Annotated in this window: 1 protein-coding gene; it reads left to right on the plus strand. The window is 73.8% G+C overall.

The window, feature by feature from the left end; all coding sequences use genetic code 11:
- A partial coding sequence (locus tag LCH29_RS43635; protein WP_446467232.1) for an SDR family NAD(P)-dependent oxidoreductase occupies positions 1–3,292 on the plus strand: 3,292 nt, incomplete at both ends.

The following is a 3,292-nucleotide window of genomic DNA, read 5'->3' on the forward strand; positions in this document are numbered from 1 at the left end:
GTCGAACCTGACCGGTGCGCTCGCGACGGCTGGTGAGCTGTGCTCACCGGAGTACTGGGTACGGCATGTCCGCGAGACCGTACGGTTCGCCGACGGGGTGCGGACCCTGTCCGAGAGCGGGGTGAAGACCTTCCTCGAACTCGGGCCCGACGGCGTGCTCTCGGCCATGATCCAGGGTTCGGCGCCGGACGGGGCCACCGTCGTTCCCGCGCTGCGCAAGGACCGGGACGAGGAAGCCGCCATGGCCACCGCGCTCGCGCGCCTGCACGTCACCGGCGCCCCGGTGGACTGGCGGGTGTTCTACGCGGGCACCGGTGCGCGCCGCACCGACCTGCCGACGTACGCGTTCCAGCGTGAGCGGTTCTGGCCGGAGGCGGCCGAACCCGTGGCCGCGGGCGACGGCATCGACGCGGAATTCTGGTCGGCGGTGGAGCGGGAGGACCTGGATTCCCTCGCGTCGAGCCTCGATGTGGACCCCGACACCCTCGGCGCCATCGTGCCCGCGCTGTCGTCCTGGCGCGGTCGGCGCCGGACGAGGTCGACGGTCGACTCCTGGCGCTACCGGGAGAAGTGGCGGACCCTGGAGGATTCCTTCCCGGCCGTACTGCCGGGCACCTGGCTGGCGGTGCTCCCCGCCGAGGGGGACGGCTGGGCGCGTGACGTCGTGGACGCGCTGGGTCCTGCCGTGATCCGCTTCGTACCGGCGGATGCCGACCGTACGGTGCTCACCGCGCGGTTGGCCGAACTCACCGCCGACGGAACCGAGTTCGCCGGAGTGGTATCACTCCTCGCCGCGTCGCCGGACGGCCTCGCGGACACGGCGGCGTTGCTGCGGGCCCTGGGCGACGCGGACATCGCGGCGCCCGTGTGGGCGGTGACCCGCGGTGCGGTGTCCGCGGATCCCGGCGGCCCGGCGATCGATCCGGGACAGGCCGCGTTCTGGGGACTGGGCCGGGTCGCTGCACTGGAGTACCCGGACCGCTGGGGCGGCCTGGTCGACGTACCGAGCGCGGAGGCACCGGGCGCGGACGCGCTGAACGCGGACGTCGCGCGGCGGCTGATCGGCGTGCTCGCGGGATCACTCCCCGGGGCCGGTGACGAGGACCAGGTCGCGGTGCGGACCTCAGGGGTCTTCGGCCGGCGTCTGGTGCCCGCGCCCGCAGGGAACGCGGCACGGCGGTGGCAGCCGACCGGCACGGTGCTGATCACCGAGGGCACCGGAACGGTGGGCGCGCACGTGGCGCGCTGGCTGGCCGGGCACGGCGCGGAACACCTGCTGCTGCTCGCCCGTCCGGGGCCGGACGCGTCCGGTGCGGCGGAGCTGGAGGCCGAACTGACCGCGCTCGGCACGCGGGTCACGATCACGGTCTGTGACGCGACGGACCGGGCCGAACTGGAAGCGGTGCTGGCGGCGATCGGGCCGGAGTTCCCGCTGACCGGTGTCGTGCACGCGGCCGGTCACCTGGAAGAGCCCACCGCGCTCGACGGTCTGCCCGCGCGGCGTTTCGAGGACGTGTTCCGGGCCAAGGTCGAGCCCGCCCTGCTGCTGGACGAGCTGACCCGCGACCTCGACCTGTCGGTGTTCGCGCTGTTCTCCTCGGTGGCCGCCGCCGTCGGCAGCCCTGGCCGGGCGGACTACGCCGCCGGGAACGCGGTGCTGGACGCGCTCGCCGAGCGCCGCCGGGCACAGGGACTCCCGGCGACATCGATCGCCTGGGGCGCCTGGCGAGGGGCCGGAGCGCGGGAGGCGGCCGGATCGACCGTGCTCGATCCACGGCTCGCGATGGAGGCGATGGCCGAGCTGGTGGCCGAACCGGACGCGACCGCGGTCGTCGCCGACCTCCGGCAGCCGCAGTTGCTGAAGGCGTTGCTCAGCCTCCGAACCAGTGCCGCGTTCACCGGACTACCCGGCGCCCGCGCGGCCGCACGGGCGGCGCGGAAAGCCCGGCGCGACGGCGAGTCCACGGTGTCGAAGCTGCGTGAGCGCCTGCTCGCCACCCCCGCGGCCGAGCAGGGGGCGGTGCTGCTGGACGTCGTACGGACCCATGCCGCCGCCGTACTCGGACACGCCGACCCGGAGGCCATCGGCGCGGACCGGGCGTTCCAGGACCACGGGTTCGACTCGCTGACCTCGATGGAACTGCGCAACCAACTGGCCCATGCCACCGGCCTGGCACTGCCCGCGAGTCTGCTGTTCGACTACCCGAGGCCACGGGTGCTGGCCGAACACCTCGTCGCCGAGCTGCTGGGGCGGGGGGAGCGGGCCGACGCGCCGGTACTCACCCCGGTTTCGCCCGGCCCCGCGGACGACCCGGTGGTGATCGTCGGCATGGCCTGCCGGTTCCCCGGCCAGGTGCGTACCCCGGAGGAGTTCTGGGACCTCGTCGCGTCCGGCCGGGACGGCATCGCCGGATTTCCCACCGATCGCGGCTGGGACCTGGAGACCCTCGCCGGGAATCAGCCCGGCTCCAGCGCGACCCTCGAGGGCGGTTTTCTCTACGACGCGGCCGACTTCGATCCGGGCTTCTTCGGGATCAGCCCGCGTGAGGCGCTGGCCATGGATCCGCAGCAGCGGCTGCTGCTCGAAGTGTCCTGGGAGGCGATCGAGCGGGCGGGCATCGACCCGGAGGGCCTGCGCTCCAGCCGGACCGGGGTGTTCGTCGGCACCAACGGCCAGGACTACGTGCACCTGGCGACCCGCGCGCGGGAAGACCTCGGCGGCCACATCGGCACCGGGCTGGCGGCGAGTGTGCTCTCCGGCCGGCTGTCCTACGTCTTCGGACTGGAAGGCCCGGCGTCCACCGTCGACACGGCGTGCTCGTCGTCGCTGGTGTCATTGCACCTCGCCGCGCAGGCCCTGCGTGCCGGGGAGTGCTCGCTGGCGCTGGCCGGTGGCGTCACCGTGATGGCTACCTCCGTGAGCTTCGCGGGGTTCAGCATCCAGGGCGGGCTGGCGCCCGACGGACGGTGCAAGCCGTTCGCCGAGGCCGCCAACGGGACCGGCTGGTCCGAGGGCGTCGGCATGCTGGTGGTGGAACGGATGTCCGACGCGGTGCGCAACGGGCACGACATCCTCGCGGTGGTGCGGTCCTCGGCGGTGAACCAGGACGGTGCCTCGAACGGTCTGAGCGCGCCGAACGGCCCCTCTCAGCAGCGGGTGATCCGTCAGGCGCTGGCCGGCGCCGGGTTGAATCCGGCGGAGGTCGACGCGGTGGAGGCGCACGGCACCGGCACCTCTCTCGGCGATCCGATCGAGGCGCAGGCGCTGCTGGCGACGTACGGGCAGGACCGG

This window comes from Streptomyces sp. BRA346 (assembly GCF_052851135.1).